Source organism: Fictibacillus sp. FJAT-27399 (assembly GCF_001510655.1).
Lineage (GTDB): Bacteria > Bacillota > Bacilli > Bacillales > Fictibacillaceae > Fictibacillus_C > Fictibacillus_C marinisediminis.
Map to the genome: position 1 here is coordinate 719,729 of NZ_LMVC01000002.1, position 24,126 is coordinate 743,854.

General features: G+C 37.8%; 24 protein-coding genes and 3 pseudogenes. 16 read left to right on the forward strand and 11 right to left on the reverse strand.

Features of this window, described 5'->3' with window-relative positions; genetic code table 11:
- Nucleotides 1-85 precede the first annotated feature (85 nt).
- The 3 genes from AR335_RS08665 to AR335_RS08680 form a co-directional block, all read right to left on the reverse strand.
- Nucleotides 86-592: a DUF3189 family protein gene (locus AR335_RS08665; RefSeq protein WP_062234314.1), complete on the reverse strand. Its 507-nt coding sequence runs from the start codon at nucleotides 590-592 to the stop codon at nucleotides 86-88.
- 572 nt (nucleotides 593-1,164) lie between these two features.
- The gene (locus tag AR335_RS08670; protein ID WP_062236974.1) at nucleotides 1,165-2,070 is read right to left on the reverse strand and encodes a superoxide dismutase; all 906 of its coding nucleotides are present in this window, start codon (nucleotides 2,068-2,070) and stop codon (nucleotides 1,165-1,167) included.
- A gap of 602 nt (nucleotides 2,071-2,672) precedes the next feature.
- A complete protein-coding gene (locus AR335_RS08680; RefSeq protein ID WP_199805089.1) occupies nucleotides 2,673-4,226 on the reverse strand; it encodes a vanadium-dependent haloperoxidase in 1,554 nt (517 codons plus the stop codon).
- Between the two features lie 498 nt (nucleotides 4,227-4,724).
- On the opposite strand from AR335_RS08680, the gene AR335_RS08685 reads away from it, so the two are divergent.
- Nucleotides 4,725-5,543: a sensor histidine kinase gene (locus tag AR335_RS08685; RefSeq protein WP_062234320.1), complete on the forward strand. Its 819-nt coding sequence runs from the start codon at nucleotides 4,725-4,727 to the stop codon at nucleotides 5,541-5,543.
- Nucleotides 5,544-5,546: 3 nt separating this feature from the next.
- Nucleotides 5,547-6,188, forward strand: a complete 642-nt coding sequence (locus AR335_RS08690) for a response regulator (protein WP_062234323.1) — start codon at nucleotides 5,547-5,549, stop codon at nucleotides 6,186-6,188.
- Nucleotides 6,189-6,394: 206 nt separating this feature from the next.
- Here AR335_RS08690 and AR335_RS08695 read toward each other — a convergent pair whose 3' ends face one another.
- Together AR335_RS08695 and AR335_RS08700 are read right to left on the reverse strand one after the other, a co-directional pair.
- Complete coding sequence (locus AR335_RS08695) at nucleotides 6,395-6,808, reverse strand: FixH family protein (protein ID WP_062234325.1); 414 nt, start codon at nucleotides 6,806-6,808, stop codon at nucleotides 6,395-6,397.
- Between the two features lie 7 nt (nucleotides 6,809-6,815).
- Nucleotides 6,816-7,427, reverse strand: a complete 612-nt coding sequence (locus AR335_RS08700; RefSeq protein WP_062234328.1) for an SCO family protein — start codon at nucleotides 7,425-7,427, stop codon at nucleotides 6,816-6,818.
- 268 nt (nucleotides 7,428-7,695) lie between these two features.
- Between AR335_RS08700 and AR335_RS08705 the strand changes: the two genes are divergently transcribed.
- The gene (locus AR335_RS08705) at nucleotides 7,696-9,096 is read left to right on the forward strand and encodes a PepSY-associated TM helix domain-containing protein (protein ID WP_062234331.1); all 1,401 of its coding nucleotides are present in this window, start codon (nucleotides 7,696-7,698) and stop codon (nucleotides 9,094-9,096) included.
- 92 nt (nucleotides 9,097-9,188) lie between these two features.
- On the opposite strand, the gene AR335_RS23850 is transcribed toward AR335_RS08705, so the two are convergent.
- Together AR335_RS23850 and AR335_RS23855 are read right to left on the reverse strand one after the other, a co-directional pair.
- Nucleotides 9,189-9,695: a metal ABC transporter solute-binding protein, Zn/Mn family gene (locus AR335_RS23850; RefSeq protein WP_062234335.1), complete on the reverse strand. Its 507-nt coding sequence runs from the start codon at nucleotides 9,693-9,695 to the stop codon at nucleotides 9,189-9,191.
- Entirely contained in the window at nucleotides 9,677-10,123 is a 447-nt protein-coding gene (locus AR335_RS23855) for a metal ABC transporter substrate-binding protein (protein ID WP_156418906.1), read from the reverse strand. Before AR335_RS23855 ends, AR335_RS23850 begins: the two co-directional genes overlap by 19 nt.
- 42 nt (nucleotides 10,124-10,165) lie before the next feature.
- On the opposite strand from AR335_RS23855, the gene AR335_RS25455 reads away from it, so the two are divergent.
- From AR335_RS25455 to AR335_RS08735, 4 genes are all read left to right on the forward strand, one after another.
- Complete coding sequence (locus AR335_RS25455; RefSeq protein ID WP_369795827.1) at nucleotides 10,166-10,507, forward strand: glycosyl hydrolase family 18 protein; 342 nt, start codon at nucleotides 10,166-10,168, stop codon at nucleotides 10,505-10,507.
- A gap of 530 nt (nucleotides 10,508-11,037) precedes the next feature.
- The gene (locus AR335_RS08720) at nucleotides 11,038-11,325 is read left to right on the forward strand and encodes a PepSY domain-containing protein (RefSeq protein ID WP_062234341.1); all 288 of its coding nucleotides are present in this window, start codon (nucleotides 11,038-11,040) and stop codon (nucleotides 11,323-11,325) included.
- 33 nt (nucleotides 11,326-11,358) lie between these two features.
- The gene (locus tag AR335_RS08725) at nucleotides 11,359-11,802 is read left to right on the forward strand and encodes a hypothetical protein (protein ID WP_062234345.1); all 444 of its coding nucleotides are present in this window, start codon (nucleotides 11,359-11,361) and stop codon (nucleotides 11,800-11,802) included.
- A 737-nt stretch (nucleotides 11,803-12,539) separates the two neighbouring features.
- Nucleotides 12,540-13,358 (forward strand): phosphotransferase enzyme family protein, encoded by an 819-nt coding sequence (locus tag AR335_RS08735; protein WP_082683406.1) that lies wholly within the window; start codon nucleotides 12,540-12,542, stop codon nucleotides 13,356-13,358.
- 324 nt (nucleotides 13,359-13,682) lie between these two features.
- Here the strand turns inward: AR335_RS08735 and AR335_RS08740 are convergent, their stop codons facing one another.
- Together AR335_RS08740 and AR335_RS08745 are read right to left on the reverse strand one after the other, a co-directional pair.
- Complete coding sequence (locus AR335_RS08740; RefSeq protein WP_016114251.1) at nucleotides 13,683-13,898, reverse strand: helix-turn-helix domain-containing protein; 216 nt, start codon at nucleotides 13,896-13,898, stop codon at nucleotides 13,683-13,685.
- A gap of 10 nt (nucleotides 13,899-13,908) precedes the next feature.
- Nucleotides 13,909-14,394, reverse strand: coding sequence for a DUF2975 domain-containing protein (locus AR335_RS08745; RefSeq protein ID WP_062234356.1), 486 nt, complete (start codon nucleotides 14,392-14,394; stop codon nucleotides 13,909-13,911).
- Between the two features lie 316 nt (nucleotides 14,395-14,710).
- On the opposite strand from AR335_RS08745, the gene AR335_RS23860 reads away from it, so the two are divergent.
- The 4 genes from AR335_RS23860 (at nucleotide 14,711) to AR335_RS08770 (ending at nucleotide 19,408) form a co-directional block, all read left to right on the forward strand.
- Nucleotides 14,711-14,887 carry a hypothetical protein gene (locus AR335_RS23860; RefSeq protein ID WP_156418907.1) on the forward strand — a complete coding sequence of 59 codons (177 nt, stop codon included), beginning with the start codon at nucleotides 14,711-14,713 and terminating at the stop codon, nucleotides 14,885-14,887.
- Between the two features lie 478 nt (nucleotides 14,888-15,365).
- On the forward strand, nucleotides 15,366-17,021 hold the full coding sequence (locus AR335_RS08755) for a hypothetical protein (protein WP_062234361.1): 1,656 nt from the start codon (nucleotides 15,366-15,368) through the stop codon (nucleotides 17,019-17,021).
- A 486-nt stretch (nucleotides 17,022-17,507) separates the two neighbouring features.
- Nucleotides 17,508-18,128 carry an alpha/beta fold hydrolase gene (locus AR335_RS08760; RefSeq protein WP_062234364.1) on the forward strand — a complete coding sequence of 207 codons (621 nt, stop codon included), beginning with the start codon at nucleotides 17,508-17,510 and terminating at the stop codon, nucleotides 18,126-18,128.
- Nucleotides 18,129-18,610: 482 nt separating this feature from the next.
- Nucleotides 18,611-19,408, forward strand: a complete 798-nt coding sequence (locus AR335_RS08770) for a tyrosine-type recombinase/integrase (protein ID WP_156418908.1) — start codon at nucleotides 18,611-18,613, stop codon at nucleotides 19,406-19,408.
- Nucleotides 19,409-19,743: 335 nt separating this feature from the next.
- Here the strand turns inward: AR335_RS08770 and AR335_RS24875 are convergent.
- Nucleotides 19,744-19,946 (reverse strand): annotated as a pseudogene (locus AR335_RS24875) (SAM-dependent methyltransferase); the annotation flags it as partial.
- Between the two features lie 18 nt (nucleotides 19,947-19,964).
- On the opposite strand from AR335_RS24875, the gene AR335_RS08775 reads away from it, so the two are divergent.
- From AR335_RS08775 to AR335_RS08785, 3 genes are all read left to right on the forward strand, one after another.
- The gene (locus AR335_RS08775) at nucleotides 19,965-20,540 is read left to right on the forward strand and encodes a dihydrofolate reductase family protein (RefSeq protein ID WP_062234372.1); all 576 of its coding nucleotides are present in this window, start codon (nucleotides 19,965-19,967) and stop codon (nucleotides 20,538-20,540) included.
- A gap of 358 nt (nucleotides 20,541-20,898) precedes the next feature.
- Nucleotides 20,899-21,501: a dienelactone hydrolase family protein gene (locus tag AR335_RS08780; RefSeq protein WP_062234375.1), complete on the forward strand. Its 603-nt coding sequence runs from the start codon at nucleotides 20,899-20,901 to the stop codon at nucleotides 21,499-21,501.
- Nucleotides 21,502-21,854: 353 nt separating this feature from the next.
- The gene (locus tag AR335_RS08785; RefSeq protein ID WP_062234378.1) at nucleotides 21,855-22,205 is read left to right on the forward strand and encodes a hypothetical protein; all 351 of its coding nucleotides are present in this window, start codon (nucleotides 21,855-21,857) and stop codon (nucleotides 22,203-22,205) included.
- Between the two features lie 140 nt (nucleotides 22,206-22,345).
- Here the strand turns inward: AR335_RS08785 and AR335_RS23045 are convergent.
- Nucleotides 22,346-22,573, reverse strand: a pseudogene (locus tag AR335_RS23045) (multicopper oxidase domain-containing protein); the annotation flags it as partial.
- Between AR335_RS23045 and AR335_RS08795 the strand changes: the two are divergent.
- Together AR335_RS08795 and AR335_RS08800 are read left to right on the forward strand one after the other, a co-directional pair.
- Nucleotides 22,571-23,297, forward strand: a pseudogene (locus AR335_RS08795) (hypothetical protein); the annotation flags it as partial. The pseudogenes AR335_RS23045 and AR335_RS08795 sit on opposite strands and share 3 nt — an antisense overlap.
- 208 nt (nucleotides 23,298-23,505) lie before the next feature.
- Nucleotides 23,506-24,099 (forward strand): YdeI/OmpD-associated family protein, encoded by a 594-nt coding sequence (locus AR335_RS08800; RefSeq protein WP_062234387.1) that lies wholly within the window; start codon nucleotides 23,506-23,508, stop codon nucleotides 24,097-24,099.
- Nucleotides 24,100-24,126: the final 27 nt, after the last annotated feature.

A 24,126-nucleotide genomic window follows, 5' to 3' on the forward strand; every position in this document is an offset into this window, starting at 1 on the left:
GAGGGAGAACTCCATGTCTTTCTCTTTTTTTTCATTTGGATTGCCTAAAAGACATTTCACTTTATTAAACAAAAAACAGAAACTATTACTGAATATGGGTGTTTTCTAACACTAGTACCTTTTCTTGGGTAGAATGAGCCTTTTCTTTTGTATGATGAACTAATCTTATAATTTCACCCTGAGCCTGCTTGGCACCCTTTACTAATAAGGGAACACCCAATGAATCGATTTTTAGCCTTCTAGATAATAAGCCTCCAATTGTCATGGATAATGGTACCGTTGGTGATGTATTCGAAAAAATAATCTTTTCATTACTATTAAATTTTTCCTGTAACAATAAACTTAAATTTTTGAGGCTTGGAACTAAAACTTTTGAATTTCCTCGACCAATTGTATAAACTGAATCTCCGTCTTCATCAATACCATGAAATATAATTTTACCCATATCTGATGTATTAAGTTTATTAAAATATCTGACGCTTAAGATATCTTCGGTTGTAAGAGGTTTGTTACTTTGTAATTCTTTTAAGTGATAGGCAGCAGCTAAAGAAGTAGTATGCGTTCCACCATAGTCATTATAAATATAAATCATGTTTTCCTCCATCATCAGTAACGACTTGAGTATTTCTTTATTTTTAGCTATCCATAAAGAAATCATACTTAATGAGTACAGGGGTAGATGATTAGAAAGAAGATAGTGGGGTGACGATAAAAACCATCTATAAATATTTCAGGTAATTTTAAAACATGAAGGAAAGATAATTTTATTGATTCCCAGCGCCCTATAGACTGTCCTAATTAATATCTGCAATCTCTACTGAGAAATCCCTTTGGTTCAAGCATAGATAAAAATAATTGTAAATCCTCCGATCAATCCTCCGTGTATAGCAATACCTCCAAACATTGAAAAAATAAAGCTATAAATTGAGAACTCACAAAAAAAACAAATATCTAAAAAAAAAAGCCTATTTTAAGGCTTCTTTTTGTGCTGTTATCCTTTTGGCTACAAACTCTTCTGGTATCTCTAAATTATTAATTTTTTCCTGTCATCAGTATGACCTAAACCGCTGTAAATTTTTGCTCTTTTTGAAAAAAGTAATAATCACTTCAGAAGATTGATTGTCAAAAGATTAATAACGCTTTCTACATCGAAATATTGACCTTTTAAAATGGCTGCCATACAATTGTTTTTGCTTGATTGTATCGTTGCTCCACTTCTCTCCAATCCACGATTTTCCACCAATTATCAATATATTTAGCTCGTTCATTTTTATATTGCAGGTAGTAGGCATGTTCCCAAACATCTAGAACAAGCAACGGAATAACATCCCATTGAGTCAGATTCTGATGCTTTTCAGCAGTTAAAATCTCTAAACGATGGGATCGGGGGGCCCAAACGAGAATCGCCCAACCAACAGCTTCAACATTTTTTGCTGCTTCGGAGAATTGCTTTTTAAATTTTTCAAAGCTTCCAAATGTGTTATATATAGCTCTACTTAGATGTTCTGATGGTATACCCCCGCCATGCGGGCTCATAATACTCCAGAAAATTGTGTGTAAATAGTGACCGGAACCGTGAAACGCTGCTTCTCTTTCCCAATGCTTAATCAAATGAAAGTCTCCATTTTCACGTGCTTTTTGCATTTCTAATTCTGCTTTATTAAGTCCATCTACATAGCTTTGATGATGTTTATCATGATGTAATCTCATGATTTCTTCTGAAATGACAGGCTCTAAACCATTATATGGATAAGGAAGAGGAGGTAATCGATGTCCCCCAATTGGGACGACTTGAATTCTTTCATCTTCGTTATGACCGGATAACGGTTCAGCTCGGTTTAAGAAGCCATTAAGGTTATCATATAAGGAGGCTGCTTTCTTACTTAATTCATGATGATCATGTATGCGGTTTTCCATTTCTATCTCATTTTTTAATAATAAGAAGGTGTCTTCCCATTGTTGAAGAATAGGATTTTCGATATTTATTAACTGTTCTCGAACTGATTCCCAAGTTATTTTGATATCTTCACACCATTTCAATAATGACTCTCGATACGTTTTTTCATTTATATGCAATTGTTTCGCCTCCTAGGTAACCTGTCACTAACAAGATATGAGTAATTACCGTAAAAATTCACAGAGAAACATTAATAGGGAGTCACTGAGCCAGCACAGCCTTTCCTTTTTGTCTCTCTTTTAATTTCGGTAGTTACTAAGTGAACAAGCAAAACCCTGAAATTGACCAAATAAGGTCAAATTCAGGGTTTCTGAAATACACAAGGAATGAAAGTCGAAAGGGCGGTTTTCCATTTTATTTAGGTTTTCTCCCATTATCTAATGTCATTTGTCAATTTGGTGACATAATTTATGAGAAGAAGCAAATCTTGCTACAAAAAAACAAAAGGAAGAGCAAAGAGAATTGATGAAAAATTATGTGATTTATACTGAACAAGGGTATGTGAAATATGCTCAGATTACAGATAACGAGGGACATGTCGCAGTATGGAAGGCTCTTTATACGAGTAACCTGAAGTATAAGTATATACCGAAGAAAGTTACAAGGAAGATAAAACCGACTGGGAAACATTCTTGAACACAAAGGAAGATGAGGGTTTTTCTTTTGTGGAAATCGAATTTAAAATTAGGCTGTTTTCGTAAAGTTTGTTGCTAACCTACTTGATTGTGATCCGAGTCCCATCAAACTTAGTAAATGAGAAACCAGTGAATTTCTCATGGTAGGTCGCGCTATAGTCCCTAAGAATGCTGATTGCGACAGCTTCCCCAAGCTTTATCCCCTCGATCCCATCTGAACGCCAATGGACGCCGGCTGTGTTGCGGCCTAGAGAGATATTGGCGGCAAGTTTATTCAATTCCCCGCCTATGGTCAATGGTTTTCCTGAATAAGGAAGCAATGAGAGGCCATCCCAACTGGCGGTGACTGGATTTGGAATTTTAAATGATTCTTTAAAGAATGCTTTGAGAACGGTGGCTCCGGCCCCAACGATGGCTGCGTGGCCTGCTGGATAAGCCGGATGAATGGGGCAGCCTTCCGGATAGGCCATAGGAAGCAAGTAGCTGCGGAACTGGCTGAACACTTTTGAAATGACCTGGGAATGGAGGAGTTCTGAGTTTATCGGGTAGCTTGCGGCACCCATCAAATGGTTGTGGACGCGTCCTCCGAACTCCTCGGGACGGAGTCTGCGGTGGACAAGATACTTTTGGAACCAAGCGGCCTCAAGTGCTGCCCGCGCCACTTTAGTAACTAAATCCAGAATATGCGGGGCGCCGAAGGTAATAAAACCATCCTGGGTTTCTGATTTAAGGTAGGGATTGTATATATCCAATGCTTCCCTGCCGAAACTGAGCAGAACTAAACAAGCGGAAAGCGGACCCTGGAAGGAAAAGTCCTGATGAACATATTCACCCAGATCCCTTCCATTGCGGATATAGCGGGGTGTGGGGTCGAATAACGGTGCAGCAGGAGTTGAGCCGTTCTGGATCTTCAGCCATTGATCATAGGATGTCATATGATCAGACCCCGCCAAGGTTGTACGATAACGCTGAACGATTGTTGTCCCGCCATAGGGGACGTTTTTCAAAAGAAATTGCGAAATATAGGGACCTGTTAGGTCACCAGGTGTAATCCCGCGAAATAGCGTACTCGTTGTGACTTTGCCGCCGGTTTTTGGCCCGCGAAAATCAGTGAATGACGATAACTCTGAAGCTGCCTCAATGGTCAGTGGATTGGTGCGGTACTCATGAAAAGACACATCGCGGGTCAGCGCCTGCCAATATAGTTCAGCCATCTCACCAGCCGCCCAAGCACTTTTGAAGGAAGGAGGAACAGCAATATCCAAGTTGTGGCAATCCGTTCCCGCAAGATCAAATACATATGCGGCTTGAGGATTTGCAATCTTGACGTCACCGCCGAGAGGAATGGATTCTAAATGGTCTTTGTTACCGGTTTTTAGAGCCTTAATTAGTTGGTTATAGGCCTGAAGGTCAACCTCGCCAAGGGAATTATGTGGCAGCCCCTTAGAAAAGCTGGCAATTTTAGTTGGATACAATTGTTCGTCACCATTACATGGATGTTCAGTAAGGGGAAGCTCCATTTGTGAACATGCTGCCTTATGACGAATACGAAATGCTTTCTCACTGCGCTTTTGTCCATTTAAAGGTCCGATTAAACACTTTTTTTTATTATTGGACTTGTTTCTTTTTGCCATCTTATCACCTTTTTTATTTATCATGTTACTAGATAGAAATCCTACTTTCTCGATGTCCCTATCTGATGATTTGGCCATCCTGATTTCCTGCTTCAATCCATTCATACTATTCATTTTTATTTTAAAAGTATAGGTTGTTCACCAATATGAATTACCTAATTATTCATTATTTCTACAAGAGTAGTTTTAGTAAAAATCAATATGTACTTGAAATCACTGCAAAAATAGATTTGGAAAATGAACATTACCTTGATATATTTGTGGAAAAAGAGGACAAGGTTATGTGGTTATGTACCCCTGACTTGGAAGAGAGGTTTGTTTAAGCAGATCAAGTGATGCTTAAGGAGATTTTTGTGCTTACTACAGAAGAAAAATGAAAAATAATAAATTAGCAATGATTGAACTTTAATATATCTCCCTCGAAATAGTGATAGATTTTTTTTAGAAATATGTCAAGATAGGGAAGGAATATGAAATATATGCTGAGTGGTGAAAAAGATGACTTATAAACAAATTAAATGGTTAATTTTAATGCTGCCTACTGTATCTATAGGAATATGGGAGTATTTAAGACATACCTTGCTAATGCCTTATATATCGATGGAAACAGGTAATTTTTTATCTCCATTGATTGTTTTTGGGGTCACCATAATTTTCCTATTGAAACTTTTTAATATGCTGGAAAAGATTCAAGCGGAATTAAATGAAGAGCGATCTCAAAAAGGAGCTTTGCAGGAGAGGGCTAAGATTTCAAGAGAACTTCATGATGGAATCGCACAATCACTATTTCTATTATCTATTAAGATAAATAAAATAGGCAAACAGGCTAATCTGGATAACAATCCTCATTTCATCAAAATGAAAAAAACACTTCAACATATCCATGAGGATACTAGACAAGCTATTAACAATTTACGTGTGCCACCTGTAGAATCAAACTTTAATTGGACAGATACGTTATTAAATCATATCCAAAGTATGGAAAAAGAACATCAATTCAAAGTTCAAATGACTTGGGAGATTGGAGAATCTTTGTTTTCAACGAAAGATAAGGTTGAGTTATATGCTTGCATAAAAGAAGCACTGATAAACGTTGTTAAACATGCAAGGACTAATCAAGTTTGGATTGATGCCCATGAAACAAAAACGGGGTGGACCTGCATCATAAAGAATAAAACAGACCAACAATCCTTAGTTAACAGCCATAAGGGTTATGGGTTGCAAATATTAAAAGACAGAGCCAAGGCGATGGGAAGCGATCTAAGTATTCATGTCCAGGATGGAGAAATGCTCATTGCTTTTGTAAAGGAGATATAGATTATGCAAGAACCCATTCGTCTTTTGTTGGTGGACGATCACCAACATGCAAGAGAAGGAATCCAAGAACTTCTAGAGGAATATGAAGAGTTTCAAATTATCGGTGAAGCAACAAATGGCTCAGAAGCGATTGAATTAGCTGCTGAACTGCAACCGGACTTAATCTTGATGGACATTCGGATGCCAGTATTGGATGGTCTGGAAGCTACTAAAATCATAAAATTTAAATACCCAACGATAAAAATCGTTATTATGACAGTTTCAGATGATATTACCGATTTATTTGAAGCGGTCAAACGAGGCGCGCAAGGTTATTTATTAAAAAACTTAAATTCAAATGAATGGTACAGTTACTTGCGTGCTTTTGCTGTAGATGAAGCACCCATGTCACAAAATATGGCATTTCGAATTCTGGAAGAATTCACACAGAGCAAAAAACAAATAGAACAAACTCCTTTATCCGAGCGTGAAAAAGAAGTTTTACAACTGGTTGCCCAGGGTAAATCAAACCGTGACATCGCTGAAACTATCTTTATTTCAGAGCATACGGTGAAAAGCCATCTAAAGAACATTCTAAGCAAGCTTCATCTGGATAACCGTGTTCAATTGACTAGTTATGCTTACAGCAAAGGGTGGATTGAATAACATAAAAATGATTAATAAAGTCATATTGAATGCTGAAAATTCCTGGAAAAAAAGTCTGAAAAAAAGTCGCTTAACTAATGAAGAAAAATATGGATCAGTGGATTTACTACCTACATGCTGTTAAGTGCATGTTCACTTCATACAAAACATGAAAATCATCATGAACATAAATAATAGTAAAAAAATCAGACAAGTGTCTGATTTTTTTATTTAATCGTAAACTGTTTTTGCGGCATCGTGTGCATATCTCTGGCTGTAACATGAGAAATCACATGATAGTTGCCAGCCTTACTATATGTACTTTGAATAGAATAGACTCCCTTTTTTGCTTTCTCCACCTTAACCTTTTTATGTTTTCGATTCCCGTCTTTCCAAATTTCAAATTGAACATCATCTGCATCATTTACAGCATGACCGTTTTGTGTGACCTTGGCCTGGATTCTGAAAGGTTTATTTGTCTTTGGCTGATTGGGATCAATATTAATTTTAACCTGAACAGGCATTAGTGAATTTTCACTTTCACTTGTAGATTGCTGGTGGGTTTGATGTTTAGGATTTCCACAGGCCGTTAATACAAGGATTGAACTTAGAAAAAGTACAAGTTTAGATTTGAGTTGCATGTCAATTTCACCTCGGTTGATTTAAGACTTTTTTGGCATCTTTAACAATTTGATCAAAGGGCACATTTTGAACACCATCATATCTTTTTACGACTTTTTTTTCTTGGTTCACCAGGTAAAACGAGGTTCCATGAACAAATTGGTCGGAGGTAGGATCAGCGGAAACAGCAGTCTTGAAAGAATTTTTGGCGAACGTCTCAATTTCCTTCTGTTCGTAGCCGGTCAAGAAGTGCCAGTGTGAAAAGTCTGCACCGAATTTTTTTCCAAAAGCGAATAAATTTTCCGGCGTATCCCTTTTTGGATCAACACTAAAGGATACGATTTGTGTATCAACTTTTTGATCTGCTAACATTTTTTGCAGTTTTGCCATGTGGGCTGTCATGGGAGGACAAACAGTTTCACAATTTGTAAAAATAAAATTAGCCAGCCAAACCTTACCCTTTAATTTGTCAATTGAAAATGTTTTCTCATTCTGATCCGTATAAGAAAACGATTGGACTTTCCAGTTCAGGGAATCATTTGAAGCATTTTTATTTGGATGTTCACTGGTGGTGTTGATACAAGCCGACAATAAAAACAATAAAGAAATAATTAAGACTAAGAAATTGAATTTTTTCACTAAAGATACCTTCTTTCAAACGTTTTCATTATCTTCATCCTGGAAAAAACATAGCTTTTTTTATCATGTCATATCTTTGCACATGAGAATATCCCTCTTAAGAGTGAATACGGTGATTTGAAATTTAATAGTCAATAAGATTGGAAGCGTTCACTATTTAGTCTAACAATCCGCTCACCTTTTGCTAATTATCCCCCTTTAGAGTGATGACGAGGAAAATAATTTTACACTATACTCAGCATAGCTTAACGGGGAGGTAGTTGGAAAAATGTATTCTACAAACGTAGTAAGAAAAGAAGTTCCCGAGGATACGGCGAACAAGCAATCACAAAGAGGGAAAAGTTTGTACCAGGCTATATGGCGTTGGCACTTTTATGCAGGTATATTATTTGCTCCAATTTTGATCATGCTGGCTGTAACAGGCGGGGTATATTTATTTAAACCTCAAATTGAACCTATCCTCTATAAGGATTTATATTATGTTCATCAAGGAAAGCAAGAGGTCTCAGCCGATCAGCAAATAAAACAAGTGAAGGAAACGTATCCTAGAGCAACGATATTAAGTTTCCGCCCATCAGATGAACGAAGGCGCACCTCTGAAGTAGGAATTGTAAATCAAAAAAATGAAATGACAGTTTTTGTGAATCCATACACAAATAAAATCGTTGGTACACTGGATAACGAAGGAAAGCTCATGGAGGTTATGAAAAAGCTGCATGGGGAGATTATGGTTGGTACAATTGGGGATCGAATTGTAGAACTGTCTGCATGCTGGGTCATGATCTTATTAGTCACAGGAGTTTACCTATGGTGGCCGCGTGAAGGACAAGCAAAACTATTTGGTACATTACTCCCAAGATTTACAAAAGGGAAGCGTATCTTCTGGCGTGATTTGCATGCTGTACCTGCTTTCTGGCTCTCGTTGTTTGCTGCCATTCTCATTATGACAGGTCTCCCATGGGCGGGATTCTGGGGAAATAATGTAAACAAATTAGCAACTTCTACTCAATCAGGTTATCCAACAGGCCTATGGGACAGTGTGCCAGAATCTACTGTACCTACAAAGAATGTATCCATAAAAGTTCCATGGTCAGCTGAAAATATGTCGATGCCCAAATCAAAAGCCGGCAAAAACATTCAATCGCTTTCGGTAGATCAAGTGATAAGTATGGCCAATAAACAAAAAGTGCATTCGGGCTACAGCATTAATTTGCCACAAGGGAAAAAAGGAGTCTATACCGTCTCGGTTTTCCCTCCATTACCAAAAGACCAAGCAACTCTGCATATCGATCAATACAGCGGGAAGATTCTCGCGGATCTTCGTTATAAGGATTATGGAGTGATGGCGAAGTTTATTGAAGTTGGGATTGCATTGCACGAGGGACATTATTTTGGATTGCCGAACCAGATTCTTGGCGCATTGGTCTGTCTAGGATTAACCGGTGTAGCGGTTACCGGACTCATCATGTGGTGGAAGAGAAAGCCGCAGGGTAAACTAGGAGCGCCTTCAATTCCTAAAAGTTTTAAGTTAATGAAAGGTGTGGCCCTCATCATTGTTGCATTTGGCTTGTTTTTCCCGTTAGTCGGAGTATCATTACTCATCGTACTAATCTTAGATTGGTTTGTTATTAAGAAAGTCCGATTCATGAAAAAGTACTTAAGTGCGTAATAAAAAACCCAGACATTACACATCGTGTCTGGGTTTTCCTTTGCTGTTTTAATATTTGGAACATCTCCATAGCAACCTTTGATTTGTTAGATTTATTGAAGAACTTTCTTTGGAATGGTGAGGTTTTTTTCCATTAGGCTAATATAATCCTCTTTACTCTCAATATCTTTTTGGGCGGGGGACTCCATGTTATGGAAGGAGAGGGCTTCGGCACCCACTTCAGATTTTACAGGATCAGCCACCCGAGGTTTCACGTTATCTTCAAACAAAACATAACGAATATGATGTTTCTTGGAAAGATCAATAATTTGCTGGAGCTGTTTCTGGGTTGGTTCATTGGACGGCGATAATCCGGAAATTGGAATCTGTATTAATCCATATCGTTTCTCCCAATAACCATAAGCAGCGTGAGACACAAGGATTTCTTTCTTATCGCTTTTATTCATAAGGGTTTTGAAGTCTTGATCAAGAGCTGTGAGCTGAGATTTTAACTCTTCAAAGTTTTTCTCGTAGTATTTTTTATGTGAGGAATCTTTTTTCACCATCGCATTTTTAATGTTTTCTGCCATCTTTATAGAATTTATGGGATCAATAAACACATGGGATCAACGTCCCCATGTTCATGGGCATGTTTTTCCTCATGGCCATTATGATGTTCCTCCTCAGGAGCAGCAAGCTGAATCCCTTCTGAAGCTTTAACTACATTCGTTTTATCTTTATCCAACGTGTCGATAGCTTTATCGGCAAAGCCTTCCATCCCAGCTCCATTGTAGATGAAAATATCTGCGTCTGACAGTTTCGACATCGTTTGGATTGTAGGTTCGTAATCGTGGGGTTCAACGCCTGCAGGTACTACATTTTGAACATCTACATACTTACCACCGATTTTTGCCGCAAAGTCTTTGAGAGGAAAAATAGTAGTAGTGATATGTAATTTCTTATTCTTTTGATCAGCTGAAACATCTGCTGAACTGGTTTTGTTTTGTTCAGAACAGGCTGAAAGAATAATAGAAAGAATTGTATACATGGGAAGCCACTTCAGTCGGCCGGCTGGATTAAAGAGCTTTCTATCGATATTCCACCAGATTCTAATAATTATAAGAATAATAATAATGCTCCATTCAATCACACCATTCTTGGAAAATATTGTGACTTTGTTGTATTTATGGGGTATGACGAGCATTGGTCTACCGATCCCATTCCAGGGCCTGTTACCTCCAGACCTTGGCTGAAAGACTCTATAGTAGAGTTTATAGAAACTGGAATACCAACTAAAAAGATTATCTTGGGTTTGCCTTCTTATACCAGAATTTGGAAACGAAATCAAAGTGGGCATATTATACGGAATCCTGCATTTTCAGCTAAGTATGTAGAAAATTGGCTATCCAATAATCACAGATCCTTAAAATAGGACCTTAAAGGAATATATTAACGAGGTTTTAAAACGGCTAGCAGAACCTGAGTAATAATAATTGGAGGGACTTGTGAGAATTTTAAGGCTGGTGTACGAGTAAAGCAGTAAATGTAGAGGGGACAGCAATTCCGTTTTAGGTTAACAATAACGCGATAACACAGATATAGAAAAAATGTTGGCTGAACACCTTTATGGTGCGGTATTCAATAAAATAGAAAACAGTTGGAAGCCCTTTTAAATGAAAAGGCAAGAATTTTATAAGAATGATATGGAAACATTGATACTGTCCACCTTACTCCATTTTCTTAAGGTTGGTCCAATAATGGCTCATATGATTAAAAAATAAGTGGTCTTTTTTGTCATAAGAAGTGAGAAAATCACTCGTTGGGGTGATGACAGCCCTTCTAAGTAACCTCTATACTCTTATTAGTTCTTTTTTCAAAATATCGCGGCATAGTGAAAGAGGGAGAATCTCGCTCCAGCGTTCATAATCAAGGTGAATAATGGTATGAAGTTAGGAGTCTTGTATGTATCGATTAATGAAAACCATTCATAGAACATTTGGCATCATCGGATCTTTGCTTGTCCTATTAATGGCGATAACAGGCTTATTATTGAACCACCGTTCCTGGATTGGGTATGGTTCTACTAACGAATTGAAACTGCAGAAATGGGTATTCGGACTTCACTCGGGCTTTTTTGGCCATACTTCCATTGTATGGTTAACAGATCTTGGTGCCGTTTGTATGATTGTATTTAGTTTGACGGGCATTTGGTTATGGTTTAAAGGAAGCCGAATGGCCAAAAGGAAATGAATAGACCGTATAAAAAGGAGAATGAATTAAAACATGAAAACAAAAGGATTTCTACTAATTCCGCTTACTTTCGCAATAAGCCTTGGTCTTGCAGGATGCGGCACTTCCCAGGATGCTGGCCATGATCACTCGAAACACGAGCATAAAGACACCAATACCAGCAAGCCAAATAACAGCCAAACCGGCAAGGCCATCAAAGAAGAACTTAATGGACTGGATGTCATCGAAAAAAATGTTAATAAAAAGGATTTTAAAAGTGCTGCTGACCAATTTGAGTCGATGCATGAAGAATATCATTCTGCCGTCCTTCCTCCGATCGAAGCAAAAAATAAAAAAATGGGAGAGGATATGCACGGGAAGTTTGATGCATTAGAAGAAGCGATTAACAGCAAGGACAAATCTCAGATCCTAACCAATGTAAAAATTAATCGTGACAGCCTCCAGAAGGCTGCAAAAGAATTAGGGATTCAACTTTAATCACTCGTTAGGGTAAGAACAGACCGCTGGTAACTGAATGTCAAAATTGGGCCATTCCATCTTTGGAATGGTTTATTTGTTTAAGGGATTCGGTAAAAGTAACGATGCAATAAATCAACAATCAGACGGAGGTATCATAAATGGATTTTTAAGTCCTGTTCGTAAAAGCACACTAAAGTACTTCAGTTTTTAGTGGTAATGTTTATACATGGTACAGACGCCTAACAAGCCTAAAACGGCATATAGATAAGAGTTACGAAAAAAGAATAAAACCAAGTACTCTTTTCAACTTTTGATGTGAAATCTCCCAAAGACTTCCAATCAGATATTAGTTCAACAGCATGTTTTTGTTTGAATAGCAACACTCTTTACGAAAAGAGCCTTACTTAAAGATCAAGCGGCCATTTCAAATTTGGTCGAAGATTGTCCAATTGACGATATGGTAAACGAGACACAACTCCAAAAGAGATCTAAAGGAACCTCTTCTACTCTTGAGACCCAACCTGGTGATAATACGCAATAATGGATTGCGGTAGTAATGAAAATTATGGATTAAGAATCTGAAAGAGGGAATGGAATGCTGGAGGAAATTGTGTTACAAACAGCAACAAATGCATTTGGACTTAATTTGAGTCTGCTTACACATGTTGGCGGCATGGTTAATGATGTATATCAATACCCAGCACAAAATGGGCATCCTTCACGGATATTACGTTTGACAAATCAGAAGTGGCGTAATGAAAGAAAAAGAGGCATATGCCGAGCTGCATTTCATGGACTATTTGTTTGATAACGGCGTTTCTGTTCCTGAGATACTCCCATCAAAAGCAGGAAAATGGGTTGAAAATGTAACGGGTGGTTATCACGCCTCTATGTTCACCAAAGCTCCTGGTCGAATCCCTACTGAAGAAGACTGGAACCAGAGAATGTTTGTAAATTGGGGACGCATAGTGGGACAGATGCACTTACTTACCCAATCCTATGTCCCTCTACAAGATGCTAAACGCCGTGATTGGAAACAGGAACCCTGGATGGATATGATGCGACACCTACCATATGAAGAGCCGATTGTTCGGCAAAAAGCTATGGAGTTGTTAAATTGGTTAGAGACTCTTCCAAAAGAAGATATGAAAAACTATGGTCTTGTCCACTGTGACCTTCATGCACACAACTTTTTCGTAACTAATGACGGTGCGATTACGGCATTTGACTTTGATGATTGTTGCTATCATTGGTTCGCTTTTGACATCGCCATAATTCTTTACTCGGTCATCATAAAATACAACCGACAAGATAAAAAGGGTGATACTCTCGATGACCACGTTGCCTGGTTCCTCGACGGGTTTCTAAAAGGCTATCAAGAGGTACACACCTTGGATAATTGGTGGCTAAAAGCTATGCCGAAATTACTATGTTATCTTCGGTTGCTCTATTACAACGTTTGGCACCAACGTAATGACTGGAGAACGGTAGAGGGTGAACTGAAGATGAAATGGTTACGTTTTAGAGAAGAGATTGAATCAGATGAACCTTTGACAAATTATCCATTTGGATGATCTTTCTGTATATAGGAGGCTAACAAAATGATTAATCCTGTTGGTGCTGTTGAGGGAACGGTTGTAATTGTAGTGTTGTATTTCGGGGGAAGAGCAGTCATAAGGTAGATTAAAGTACAAAAAGACAGTAGGTGAAAACTAACGGGTTCCCTTTTGAGGTGCAAACATTGCAAAGCACATCACATTTTTTGTCACTGATATCAATGGAATTCTCTAATTAAATAACAATAATAAACGCAGAGAAGGGATAGCTTAATCGCTATCCCTTCATTTTTATTTCACTATCTAATCCCGTTGGTTGAAGAAAGTTGTTGTCTGTTTTTATTAAGTGTCTTCGTCACTTTTGTACTCCAAAATATCACCTGGCTGACAATCCAAAGTCTTACATATCGCTTCTAATGTTGAAAAACGAACCGCTTTTGCTTTCCCATTTTTCAGAATGGAAAGATTCGCCATAGTAATTCCAACCCTCTCCGAAAGCTCCGTTACGCTCATTTTTCGTTTTGCTAACATCACATCAATATTAATAATAATTGCCATATCATCCACCTCAGACCGTCAAATCATTTTCTGATTTTATGTTAATCGCTTCTTGTAGAAGCCGTTGGAGGATAGCGGCAAAAACAGCGATAACCAACGAAGCGAAAATGATGATGAGTCCCATTAATCCAATAGGAGGGTCAACTTTCTTCGCTATAAAACGAAAGAGTGGCAAACCTAATACATACAAACCACTGATTGTATTCGCACAGCACTTTATGTTCTTTAATGCCTTTACAGATAATTCCGAGAACGCTGTGTTCTCGTCAATGTACCATAAAAGCTTGAAAGCCTGATAGAGAGCAAAGTAAAAAGGCACAGCCGCTCCATACATCACGATGAAAACGAGATATTTCATTGGGACAATATTTGGATACAATTTTGCCGCGAAATTCGCCATATAGGGCACTAAAAATATACATAAAGCAAGCACTGCAATTCCAGCCAGAAAAATAATTACCTTTAAGAAAGTGGTTGAACCTCGTTTAACATTCATTTAAAACACCTCACTTATTTAATGACAACATGATTTTATCATATGATTTATCGTTTTACAATAAATTCATATTGTTTTTTTATTATATTATTATTGTTATTTAAATATCCTTTAATTTTGACAAAAATAATAAGCATTTCTCATTACAAAGAAATGCTATTATTTGGCCGCATGTGCCAGCTTACTGATCATCGCATTCCAGGCACACACTAATGCCTTAATTCCTTTATACGCGATTGGGGTCTTCCTATCCTTTACCATTGCTCAGTTTGGACTGATGAGGCGTTGGAAACGTGTAATAGGATCTCATTGGCATATGAAACTAGCGATAAATACAATTGGTGCTATCGTTACAGCTGTTGTTACGATTGTTGTTGCATATACAAAGTTTACAGGCGGAGCTTGGATTGTATTGATTGTTATACCAGCTGTTATTATTTTCTCGTTAGCCATTGAAAAACATTATCAGGAAGTAGCCAAGAAGACCTTTTAACTGCCAAGCATGCTGTAAAACGATTTGAATATCGTGCGAATGGTATCCATTTTGAGGGCAAACCATTTCCACTTGAAACTTACGGCAATGTACTTCTAATCGGCTTACTAGCTTTGTTGGTAACTTTCTGTATTGACAGACGATTCATTATGAAGAAACCGTAATTAAGAGAAAAACTAGACTCAAAAAAGAATTGTATTTCGTCTTAAATAAAAATATATGGCTTGACCTTTTCCGTACCATAAAAGATGTTTTCATATTGGCATTTTAACCGTCCGTTAAAAATCCTTAAATAAAGTTTACATTCTATATAAATCATTCGTTTATGCATACTGATATCAACGATGTGTGGGAAATTTGACGTGTTCTATATAAAAATTGTCTATTGAGGGCATGTTATAATGTTCACCGTATGCTCCGTGGCATATAAGCAATTTCCATTGTGTTTATTTAATAAAATTTAGAGGAGGAAACATTTATGAAACGATTGGGGTTTTATTTTCTACTATCATCATTTGTTCTCAGCCTTTTCACAGGGTTTTCCGCACCTAAATCAGCGGACGCAGCAGAAACGGCTAAACCAGGAAAAATCCTTGGAGATTATGCCGGAGTAGTACGCGAAACCACTCCCCGCTCCGATGGAATCTATCATATTGATACACCCCGTTCCATCGAAAAGATGAAGGAATTACATATTAACACTTATTATTATCTGATTTGGGACGAGAAAACAGATTGGGATGATCTGAGAAACGAATTTTTGCCTGCTGCCAAAAAAGCCGGGATTGATGTGGTCGTCTATGTTGTCCCCCCAACTGAATCAACCGGTGAACGGAAATCCTATCCTTATACGACAGATTACCTTGCCTGGTCCAGAGAAATAGCAAAACTGTCTGTTCAATATCCAAATGTAATCGGCTGGGCAATCGATGATTTTAATCATAACCTTAATAAATTCACCCCAGAATATATGGACCAAATGAAGAAAACGTCCGAAGCAATTAATCCTGATCTGTTTTTTTCTCCTCTCATGTATACCGATTCATTAAATGAATCTTTTCTTCAGACACGGGGAGCATATATCGATGGCGTCATCCTTGCTTTCAGGGATGGAATCTACCGGAATACCCAGGTATATGCGTCCGAACAGGAACAAATTGACAGCGCTTATAGTTTACTTAGCAAATATAACTTACCGTTGTATTGGATGATTTATGCCTCTCAATTATCCAAAACTCCTGCCAATCCTTCGGCAGACTATGTAAGAAAAGTGGCCCAAATCGCCTTGGAGAACATGAAGAAGGGAAAAATCGAAGGGACTATCTCCTACGTCCTCAAAAAGAACTTTGAACCAGAACCAACCGACGATAAGGCATATGACGACACAGGCTATTTAAACTTTTTTATCGGCAGTGGCGTCCCAAGCTCAGCTGGCAATTACGCACAAGCTACTCAAAGAGTACGTGTGAATAAAGCCGACAACTATTCGTTAACGTTCCAGACGATGAACCTTGGAGCAGACGTATCTGGTTACCATAAAAAACAGTTGCTGATTGATGGAAAGTTGGTCTGGGAACAGGATACGGCTGAAATTGTTCCCGACCTCCTTTGGAAACCCATTACTGTAGACCTTAAACCCTATCTTGCCGGCAAATCCTGGGCTGATGTATCGTTCCGTTTTTATGAGAATAAGGGAGTAAATAACTTCTGGACGTACGCAGGTTTTGATGCACTGCAGCCTGTTGGTTTTACCGTGAATAACGCAAACTTTGCCGATAACGGCAGCTGGAATTTCTCATCTAATTATTCCGGAATCATCGGAGAAATTTTGCAATATGATGAGCAGAGACGTGAGCGTGCTTATAATCATATAAAGGTTTCCTACGCGACATATGAATTGTATTCTTCCATTTACACTTCAAATGTTGAAGCTGCGACAAAAAGCAGCCTCCTTAAAAAGGCAGCTGATATTATGAACTACCACTTTGAAGAGCAAAATGACAGGGCCATTCAGGGTCTTAACAGTTTACAAAACCAGATTGCTTCGTTAAAAGGAAAGGAAATATCTGATGATCAGGCTGAAACTTGGGACGCCTTGATCAAGGAGCTTAAGGAATATTATTCTGCTGTATAAAGTCCCATCTGAAAAGTTATGACGAGATCGAAGCGGTTTTGGATGGCAATAGAGGATATTATAAATCATGACAACACATTGAGCTGATGGCCGGTACTTCACTGGCAATCGGCTTTTTACTGTATTTCATTACCAATTGTCAAATTACCATAAGTATTTTTAGTCATATAGAGCATTGCATTTGAAAGTTGAAAAATTCTTGGCATACAAACAGTATAAGCTGATATGTATGCGAATTTATTGTGAGAAATGTGGTTTGACAAAAGATGAAGTTTTCCAATGGGCTCCAATTATAGCAGGGGCAAGATTGTCTGAAAACGTATCATCAGAAAAATCTGAACTTCTGATGGAAATAGTCAATCATTACTATTCTTTATAACTATCGATTAATCCACAAACGGGTGTGTTTCTTTAAGAAAGGAATGTGCTCTTTTTTATTGAACTAATAAAAGCTAGCAACTTTACACATATACGAGGTGTCTTTAATTGAAGAGTCTTATGGATGGAGAATATAAAGTAAAATTAAATGGAATTACCCATTGGATAAGGGTTGCAGGGAGTAAAAATAACACCACTCCTTTAGTTATTTTACACGGCGGTCCAGGTGGCAATCAGTATGTATTTGAACGAACTATTGGACTTTTACTCTCAAATAGTAGGACAGTTATTTATTATGAGCAGCGTGGATGTGGTAGGACTGAAAAACCTTCTGATGATACTAAGTACTCTATAGATTTGTTGATTGAGGATTTTAAATCTTTACGGAAATGGTTAGAAGTTAAGAAATTAGATCTACTGGGGTATTCATTTGGGGGAGAGTTAGCTCTAGAGGTTGCTCATGCTGATCCAAAAGTGATAAATAAAATTGTTCTATCCGGACCAAGTTTAATAAATTCAGAGATAAACAAGATGGTTCAGATTACAGGCTTTTGTTCGGTAGTTGATAACCAAATGTATAAACAGATGCAAAATGTTCTTAAAGAGGGATTAACTATTGATGAAACATATAACACGTTTTGGGAGCTGGTGGATAGTAAATCTGTTGATTTATTATTGTTCGAAAATCAAGAAATAGGAAAAAAGAATAGGACTGTGGGAGGAAAGTAACCTAGTTAACACAGGACTAATGTTTAAGGCATTACAAAAAAATCCTGTAAAAATTCCTCTATTAGATCGATTGAAGGAAATTCAACAACAATCCTTAATCATTACTGGTGTATATGATCGTAATACTGGAATATCTATTTCAAAGATAATCCATAAAGGATTAAGGAACAGTGACATTGTATTGTTTAACAATAGTGCTCATTTCCCCGATTTAGAGGAACCAGAAAAGTTTAATATGACAGTACAAGAGTTTTTAGACCAAAAGGTTGTCTCTTTATTATAAGCATTAGTTATTCCACAAACGGGTGAAATTCTTGATTAAAAGAGGCACCTGTTTTCTTTGTTTCGTAATGATTATGAGAAACCGCATTTAATAGATTGTTGAACAACTATAGTATGATAATTGTTCATCACGCCAATACTAGAATATAGTGTAATTGGTTCTTTAATTGGAGAGTGAGTAAGATGTTATTATCAATTGGATGGGACAAATATCAGCATTAACATTAAAAACCTATTCCTTTCAGTTCAATATGTTGCTTCGATATTTTGGAGATATTGATTTTAATAGTGTTACAACAGATCAGCTAAAGACCTATTTAATTGAGGAAGGAGAACACTTAAAGCCCTTAAGCTTAGGCCACCGTGTTCGATTCATTCGTTCTTTGTTCAAGTGGGCTTTTGACGAAGGGTTTATTAAGAATAATCCTGCAGCTAAATTAAAGGAACCCAAACTTGGGAAGAGGATTCCCAAATTCCTTACTGAACTTGAAATCGAACATCTCAGGGAATCTTGTGAAAACGCTATGGAAAATGCATTGTTTGAGTTCTTTTACTCCACAGGTTGTCGCATTGGGGAAGTAGTAAAACTTAATCGTGATGATATTAATTTCACAACAAATTCTGTAATTGTTCATGGAAAAGGTGATAAAGAACGTGAGGTATACTTTAATACTCGCTGTTCTTTATGGTTAAAGAGATACCAAGGTTCACGTGATGATCTTTACCCTTGCTTATTTATTACAGAAAGAAGACCCAAAAGAAGAATGAGTATTGATCTAATGAGATATATTATAACCCGTACATCAGATCGTACCGGAATTAAGAAGAGAATTCATCCACACCAGTTGCGTCACAGCTATGCCACTCATATGATGAATAACGGAGCGCCACTTGAGGTAATTCAGAGTTTACTTGGCCATGAGAAAAGCGAAACAACAAAGGTGTATGCACAATTTAGTGGCAAGTTAAGACATGATTTATATAGTAAATATTTTTAAAAGTAATAGCACAATAAAGTACGAAACCTCGTTTATAAATGACGAGGTTTTTTGATGTAATCTTACTTGTATTCTTATTTACTCTGAAGGATTGAGCGGTATCTTTCTAGAATACAATTTAGGATAAAATATTATGTTCTTATTCAACAAACGAGCAGGATTATGGAATAACGGACACTGGATATCTCTGTTAATTAAAGGAAATTTAAGTTAGAATAGATCTAATATTAAGACATTAGGATCAGTGGGGTGTGGGTATGATGGAAGGGGTATTTTTGGACGAGACAATTTATGGGTATGAAGATGTTTTAACAATGTTGGATTCTTTGTTGCAAGACTTTCCAATCGTATATGTCTGCTACGCCTAAGTCTCCACCTTGTAGAAAACAGGTGATTGCAAAGAAGCCATTCGGTTTTAAAGCTTTCTTGATTAGACCTATGTAGTTCATTCTACGGTGAGGAGCAATATGTTGAAAGCAACCCAAATCATAAACAACGTCATATGCACCCTCTACATATCTAATTCAAAAATATTATGAACAAAGGAGAACTGAAAATGAGAAAGCTCGTTCTATTTCTGCACGCATCGCTTGATGGTTTTGTAGAAGGGCCGAACGGCGAAATGGACATTGGCTGGGTTTCCTACGATGCTGAATTGGAGAAACACGCGAAAGAAATTCTGAGTACTGCCGACACTGTTATTTGGGGACGTGGGACTTATCAGATGATGCACAATTACTGGCCATCTGTGCCTTCGAACCCATCAGCTTCGCAGCATGAACGGGATCATGCCGAGTGGATCGAAAAGACATCCAAAATCGTTTTTTCCACGACTCTGGAGAAAGTCGAATGGAACAATTCCAGACTGGTGAAAGAAGATGTCGAGAAAGAGATCAAGAACCTCAAAGAGCAGCCAGGCAAGGATATGGTCATCCTCGGAAGTCCTAGGTTCGCACACTACCTTATGCAGCTTGATTTAATAGATGAGTATAAAATTACGGTTTCACCCGTCCTGATTGGCAGCGGGTTGCCGTTATTCCAAGATCTCAAGGAGAAGATCAATCTTAAACTTATCGAAAACAAGACATTTGATTCTGGAGCCATAGGCCTCGTTTACCAGACGGTTAGATGAACTTGTCTCCTAAAGTAGATTACGCTAACCGGATTACGTTTGCACAATAAAAGCAGCGGCAGTCTAGGTCTTTCGAGTTCCTAGTCCGTCACTGCTTTTTTTACGAGTCAGTCTAATTCAGTTTGTCGGGTGATCGTGTCGTTAAGATTGGATCTTCCACAAACGGGTGCATTTCTCTAAGAAGGAGATCTGTACTTTTTTTATTGAACTTATTGAACAAACGAGCAGGATTATTGAATAAGCAATGGGTGGGTTTTATTAAGGTAGATATTTCTAAATCGTAAAGTTCTGGCAGGTCAAACAGGCTTTCTTGTAGAAACTTAGACATATGAAATTTATTAAATTGGAGGAAAAAACTATGGCAGAAGTTTTGTTGTTACACCATGTTTTAGGCCGAACAAAGGGGATTGAAGCAATCGCCGATCAACTGAGAGATGCGGGGCATACTGTGCACGTGCCAGATTTATTTGACGGCCGCATGTTTTCCTCGCTGGAGGAAGGCTTGGTATTTGTTAAGGAAATCGGATTTGAAGAAGTGACGGCGCGCGGCGTTCGGGCAGCCAGCGAGCTTTCACGCGATGTCGTCTATGCTGGTTTTTCACTCGGTGTCCCGGCAGCACAGCAGCTCGCTCAAACTCGTGAAGGCGCCAGAGGCGCACTGTTTTTTCATGCCTGCCTCCCGACCTCGGCGTTCGAATCTCAGTGGCCGGCCGACTTGCCTGTGCAAATTCACGCCATGAGTGCAGATCCTTTTTTCGTTGAAGACGGCGACATCAACGCGGCCCGTGAGCTTGTGGCGTCGGCCAATCACGCTGAACTTTTTCTGTACGAAGGCAAGGAACATCTCTTCACCGACAGCAGTTTACCATCTTACGATGCTGACGCGACGAAACTTGTGATCAAGCGGGTTCTCGACTTTCTCGAACTAATCAAGTTCGAGATGGAAGGTTCAATCGGTTAAATAACGAAAAGCCTTGGTGTAGGAATATGCCAAGGTTTTTTATATGGAGATTTATATAGTACAAACATTGATTATTACTGTTAATCTTATTCCATAAAAAGGTCAACCAGAAATTCTGGCTAACCTTATATTACGAATGGGTGCATTTCTCGATGAAGGAGATTTGCACTTTTTTATTGAGCTTATTGGACAAACGTAGCAGGATTGTTGAATAAGAGTAATGAAACACCGATGGGAATTAAACGTCTTATCAGAAAAGGGGGGCATACTATTGACATTAAAAAAATTCTTATTTACAGCAATTATAGCTTTTTTTATTAATGACAGGTTGCTCCAATAGTGATTTAAATAATTTGGTTAAATCAACAGACCAAAAGATAACTGTACAAAAACAAATCACTGAGAGTGAAAATTATGAAGATTTTAACGAAATCACTTATGAAAACAAGGTTCAAAAGGCAATTAAAATAGTAAAAAATGCAGGTTGGACATCTATAAAAGTAGAACTGTCCCGTTACCCTGATTATAAGTTCCAATTCCCGTTTAAGAGTAGAAACGGAAGTGAAGATAAAATAGCTTCTTATTCACTTTGGGTAAACTCGAATGGAAAGAAAATCGAGATTGTTACAGACAGTGGAAAATATGTTGAGTTAAACGAACAAGAATCAAAAGTTTTATATAAAATTTTAACAGAAGAAAGCTAATACAAAATTATCCTAAAAGGCTGTTCAACAATTTCGGGCCAGATTGTGGAGTAGCAAACTTTCAATTTTTGTAGTACCGGACGCTTTTCATCTTTTTCATGTATTTTTGGTTTTATTTCCGTTTTGGAATTTGACCACAGTCAAAACATTGGAGCGAACGAATCATCAGGACACTGCTTAGGGATCGGTTTACATGGGTTAAACTTGTGATTATCGCGAACTTCGTATGGTCTCATCATTTCATGGTCTTCATGTTCAAGGATGTGGCAGTGCAACGGGTAGATTTCTGTAAATGGCCCAAAACGTGCAATGATACGGGTAACCTGCCCGGGATTGGCACGGACGGTATCTTTCCAACCCCTCTCGTTGATATTCGTGAGATTATTCACCAGACTCTTGATCAAGTCATGAAAACTGTTGGGAAGTTACAGGAACTGGAAAAAATGAAAGCCATAGTTGGCGGCGATATGACTTTAACGGAAGATGTCTCCCTGTTGCCTAGGGAAACACAAGTCGCTCTGAAAATGTTTTGAACTGGAGCAGGCAAGCTTTGCCCCCTATGAAATGGTTTTACAAAATGTCCTGCAATTCTGGGGCAGTATTAGCGGCAATATCGAATCCATCAGCATTAATAATCGGATCACCATCTGTGATTTTGCCAATATTACCGTAACGAGAGAAACCATCATTGATAAGTATTTCACCAATGGAAAATACAAAATACTTACCTATGTCTATGAAGCGTTTGGTTACAAAAAAATTGTCACCCTAATTAATAAGATTAAAGCAAGTCATCCATGTCCATTCTGTAAAGGGAAGAAAGTAATTTCGGAAGATGGACTCCATGATGGCGTGCAAAAATTATCGGTACCATGTGTTAGTTGTTATGCAAGTGGCATCAATTATGAAGGGCGTAAGGAAAACGTCGATGGCATAGACGTGCAAACATGGCTAACTGGCAAAGTAAGTGATGTTGTTGCTGAAAGCTTAAATCTTGAGGCTGTTGCAGATATTCCAATTTTCAAGCGTATTCGTGAGTTGAATAAACGAGATATGATGGCGATTTACCAATTCCTTGAGCAAAATAATTAAATTAGAATTATTTTAATACAGAGCTAGATGTCAGTCAGTGAAGAAAACTCATTTGCAATAATAAATTGCAAATGAGTATTTATGCTATTCTGAAGAGGAGCTTGTTGGTTTAAAAGATTAAAAGTGTCAATCTAGATAGATAAAAAAAGGTAGAAAATCTACCTTTTATTTAAGCATGCCAATCAAAGCAAAAGAGGAGTGTTCCTTGATGACAAATAGGAGAATGAATCCTAAGGTTGATGAATTTTTAAGTAAAGCTAAAAAGTGGAAGGGAGAATATGAGAAGTTGAGAAATATCGTTCTTGACTGTGAGCTGACCGAAGAATTTAAGTGGATGCATCCTTGTTACACGTTTGAGAAAAAAAACATCGTTTTAATACATGGATTTAAAGAATATTGTGCTCTTCTGTTTCACAAAGGTGCCTTGTTAAAGGATGCCCATGGGATTCTAATCCAACAAACGGAGAATGTACAGGCGGCGCGCCAGATTCGGTTCACAAATGTTCAAGAAATAGTTGAAATGGAAACCATCTTGAAAGCCTATATTTTTGAAGCCATTGAAGTTGAAAAAGCCGGTTTGGAAGTGAATTTTAAAAAGAATACAGAATTCATAATTCCTGAAGAATTTCAAAATAAATTAGATGAAATCCCTACCTTGAAAACTGCTTTTGATGCATTGACTCCGGGACGGCAAAGAGCATATATTCTTTATTTTTCTGCACCCAAACAATCTAAAACTCGAGAGTCAAGGGTTGAAAAATGTATGCAGCAAATTCTCAATGGAAAGGGATTAAATGATTAGAGGGCACTTATATATTTAATGATAGAG

Coding starts and splice junctions, on each gene's coding strand:
- AR335_RS08665 (WP_062234314.1), bottom strand. CDS start 592: ATGATTTATATTTATAATGACTATGGTGGAACGCATACTACTTCTTTA.
- AR335_RS08680 (WP_199805089.1), bottom strand. CDS start 4,226: ATGGCAAAAAGAAACAAGTCCAATAATAAAAAAAAGTGTTTAATCGGA.
- AR335_RS08685 (WP_062234320.1), top strand. CDS start 4,725: ATGACTTATAAACAAATTAAATGGTTAATTTTAATGCTGCCTACTGTA.
- AR335_RS08690 (WP_062234323.1), top strand. CDS start 5,547: ATGCAAGAACCCATTCGTCTTTTGTTGGTGGACGATCACCAACATGCA.
- AR335_RS08695 (WP_062234325.1), bottom strand. CDS start 6,808: ATGCAACTCAAATCTAAACTTGTACTTTTTCTAAGTTCAATCCTTGTA.
- AR335_RS08705 (WP_062234331.1), top strand. CDS start 7,696: ATGTATTCTACAAACGTAGTAAGAAAAGAAGTTCCCGAGGATACGGCG.
- AR335_RS23855 (WP_156418906.1), bottom strand. CDS start 10,123: ATGTATACAATTCTTTCTATTATTCTTTCAGCCTGTTCTGAACAAAAC.
- AR335_RS08720 (WP_062234341.1), top strand. CDS start 11,038: ATGTATCGATTAATGAAAACCATTCATAGAACATTTGGCATCATCGGA.
- AR335_RS08725 (WP_062234345.1), top strand. CDS start 11,359: ATGAAAACAAAAGGATTTCTACTAATTCCGCTTACTTTCGCAATAAGC.
- AR335_RS08735 (WP_082683406.1), top strand. CDS start 12,540: ATGAAAGAAAAAGAGGCATATGCCGAGCTGCATTTCATGGACTATTTG.
- AR335_RS08740 (WP_016114251.1), bottom strand. CDS start 13,898: ATGGCAATTATTATTAATATTGATGTGATGTTAGCAAAACGAAAAATG.
- AR335_RS08745 (WP_062234356.1), bottom strand. CDS start 14,394: ATGAATGTTAAACGAGGTTCAACCACTTTCTTAAAGGTAATTATTTTT.
- AR335_RS23860 (WP_156418907.1), top strand. CDS start 14,711: ATGAAACTAGCGATAAATACAATTGGTGCTATCGTTACAGCTGTTGTT.
- AR335_RS08755 (WP_062234361.1), top strand. CDS start 15,366: ATGAAACGATTGGGGTTTTATTTTCTACTATCATCATTTGTTCTCAGC.
- AR335_RS08770 (WP_156418908.1), top strand. CDS start 18,611: ATGGGACAAATATCAGCATTAACATTAAAAACCTATTCCTTTCAGTTC.
- AR335_RS08775 (WP_062234372.1), top strand. CDS start 19,965: ATGAGAAAGCTCGTTCTATTTCTGCACGCATCGCTTGATGGTTTTGTA.
- AR335_RS08780 (WP_062234375.1), top strand. CDS start 20,899: ATGGCAGAAGTTTTGTTGTTACACCATGTTTTAGGCCGAACAAAGGGG.
- AR335_RS08800 (WP_062234387.1), top strand. CDS start 23,506: ATGACAAATAGGAGAATGAATCCTAAGGTTGATGAATTTTTAAGTAAA.